The organism is Streptomyces sp. NPDC055078 (assembly GCF_053607985.1).
On the sequence record NZ_JBSGUP010000987.1, the window covers coordinates 1 to 2,072 of the forward strand.

General features: G+C 68.3%; 1 protein-coding gene and 2 tRNA genes. 2 read left to right on the forward strand and 1 reads right to left on the reverse strand.

Translation table 11 applies throughout. The annotated features are described in order from the left end of the window. Positions 1-22 precede the first annotated feature (22 nt). A tRNA-Gly gene (locus tag ACWF94_RS39405) sits at positions 23-93 on the reverse strand. A gap of 209 nt (positions 94-302) precedes the next feature. Between ACWF94_RS39405 and ACWF94_RS39410 the strand changes: the two genes are divergently transcribed. Further along, a tRNA-Pro gene (locus ACWF94_RS39410) sits at positions 303-379 on the forward strand. A gap of 201 nt (positions 380-580) precedes the next feature. Beyond that, on the forward strand, positions 581-2,029 hold the full coding sequence (gene tig, locus ACWF94_RS39415) for a trigger factor (protein ID WP_453499934.1): 1,449 nt from the start codon (positions 581-583) through the stop codon (positions 2,027-2,029). Positions 2,030-2,072 lie beyond the last annotated feature (43 nt).

Below are 2,072 nucleotides of genomic sequence, written 5' to 3' on the forward strand. Positions count from 1 at the left end.
GACCGGGCCTGAGGCCACAGAGAGCGGGCGACGGGAATCGAACCCGCGTAGCTAGTTTGGAAGACTAGGGCTCTACCATTGAGCTACGCCCGCAAGCACCGCACCGCAGGTCATCCGGCTGGTGCCGACCGCGGTACGAAGAGCATCGTAGCGGGTCCCGTGCCGGTGCCGCACACCCGATTCCGCCCCGGCGCGCGCCGCCCGGCCGGCCGGGCGCGGCGGGCCTTTGCGTTCCGCCCAATGTCGCCGCTTAATACGGCAGCCGCACTGCCAGCGAACATGTACCCTACGTGTCGCACCGACGGGGTGTGGCGCAGCTTGGTAGCGCGTCCGCTTTGGGAGCGGAAGGTCGTCGGTTCGAATCCGGCCACCCCGACCATCATCATCAACGCCCGCATCAAGATCACATTGCGGGGCGCATCCCGCGTGCGGCTACTATGCAAGCTGCGTGCCCGTGTGTCGCGATTGAGTCCGACCGAGTGAGACGACTGAGACAACGATCCGGGCCGATCAGCTGAGCCGTCCCAGATGCGGCGGACGCGGCAGAACCCCAGAATTCAGCCATCAAGGAGACCGAACCGTGAAGAGCGCCGTGGAGACCCTGAACCCGACCCGGGTTCGGCTCACTGTCGAGGTGCCCTTCGAGGAGCTCAAGGACAGCCTCGACGCGGCGTACAAGAAGATCAACCAGCAGGTCACGGTCAAGGGCTTCCGCAAGGGCAAGGTCCCGGCGCGAGTGATCGACCAGCGGTTCGGCCGGGGTGCGGTGCTGGAGGAGGCCGTCAACGACGCTCTCCCGAAGTTCTACACCGAGGCGGTCAACGAGGCGGACGTCAATCCGCTCGGCCAGCCCGAGGTCGACATCACGGAGCTGAAGGACGGCGAGACGCTGAACTTCACCGCCGAGGTCGACATCCGTCCCACGATCGAGATCCCGGACTACTCCGGCATCGAGGTCGAGGTCGACGCGGTCGAGGTCACCGACGAGGACATCGAGAAGGCCGTGGAGCAGCTCCGCGAGCGCTTCGCCTCCACGAACCCGGTCGAGCGGCCCGCCGAGGACGGCGACGTCGTCACGATCGACCTGGAGGCCAAGGTCGAAGGCGAGGTCCTGGAGGACGGAGTCGCGACCGCCGTCTCGTACACCATCGGCTCCGGCGAGCTGCTCGAAGGCATCGACGCAGCCGTCACGGGTCTTGAGGCCGGTGGCGAGGCCACCTTCACCTCGCAGCTCAAGGGCGGCTCCGCCGAGGGCAAGGACGCGGAGGTCACCGTGAAGGTCACCGCCGTCGCCGCCCGCGAGCTGCCCGCGCTGGACGACGACTTCGCCCAGCTGGCGAGCGAGTTCGACACCCTTGAGGAGCTGAAGGCGGACAGCCGCAAGCGCCTGGAGAACACCAAGCAGTACGACCAGGCGACGCAGGCCCAGGAGCGAGTCCTGGAGGAGCTGCTGAAGCTGGCCGAGGTCCCGATCCCCGAGAAGCTCCTCGCGGACGAGATCAACACCCGCAAGCACAACCTTGAGCACCACCAGCTCGGCCAGATGGGCATCGACCTCGCGAAGTACCTGGAGATCCAGGGCAAGACGGAGGAAGAGTTCGACGCCGAGACCGAGGAGCAGGCGGTCAAGGGCATCAAGACCCAGTTCATCCTGGACGAGCTGGTCAACAAGGAGAAGCTGAACGTCAACCAGGAGGAGCTGACCGAGCACCTCATGCGGCGCGCGGCGACTTCCGGTATGAGCCCGGACCAGTTCGCGCAGGCCGTCGTCGAGGGCGGCCAGGTGCCGATGCTGGTGGGCGAGGTCGCCCGCGGCAAGGCGCTCGCGGTGGTCGTCGAGGCCGCGAAGGTCACCGACACCAACGGCGAGATCGTCGACCTGGACGACGAGGCGGACGAGGCCGCCGAGGCCGATACGGCGAAGGCGGCGGACGCGCCGGCCGCCACCGCCGATGCCGCGGACGCCGACGAGGCCGCCGCCGAGCCCCCCGCCGATGCCGCCCCGGCCGAGGCGAAGCCGGAGTCCTGAGCCGCCGCACCCCGTACCGAGGGCCCGGACGCACCCCGCGTCC